Below are 628 nucleotides of genomic sequence, written 5' to 3'. Positions count from 1 at the left end.
GAACTACGCAGGGCAGTACCCCCATCAGCCGTATAACGGCAACCCTCACATGCATCCGGGTGAGCTGGTGCTGTTGCGCGTCATCGGCACCGGGCGCTGGCAGCATCCTTTCCACGAGCACGGCAATCACGTGCGCGTGCTTGCACGCGATGGAAACCTGCTGCTCAGCAAGTCGGATCCGACCAAGTTGGCGGGGCCGTTGCTATTCACGACCACGACGACACCCGGTATTGCCATGGACGGCATCTTCTACTGGACGGGGAAAGGCCTGAACTGGGACGTCTACGGGCATAAGCCGGGCGATGGCAGCGTCTGCATTCCGGATGTGAACGGCTACTACACGCAGGATCCGCACGCGCCGAACTACTACGAGTGGTGCGCCGATCACGACAAGCCGCTCGAAGCACATCCCTTCGGTAGTGTGGCGAGCGGCGGCCCGGTGACCTTGCCTGATGCACGTGTATTGACGAACGGCAACTGGTACGGCGGCAGTCCGTATCTCGGACCGGACGCCACAGTACGTGCCACCTCTATAACAGGCACGACCCCACCGAGCGGGACGGTCGCGAACTCGCCGACCTCCGAAGCTGGCTTCGCCTATATGTGGCACTCGCACAATGAGCGCGAG

General features: G+C 62.3%; 1 pseudogene. It reads left to right on the top strand.

The features are described from left to right. A pseudogene (locus HV670_RS30345) lies at positions 1-628 on the top strand (multicopper oxidase family protein); the annotation flags it as partial.

This window comes from Pararobbsia alpina, from assembly GCF_902859895.1.
GTDB classification, from domain to species: Bacteria; Pseudomonadota; Gammaproteobacteria; order Burkholderiales; family Burkholderiaceae; genus Pararobbsia; species Pararobbsia alpina.
Note: the sequence above shows the minus strand (reverse complement) of the source record. Positions and strands in the feature narration are given on the sequence as shown.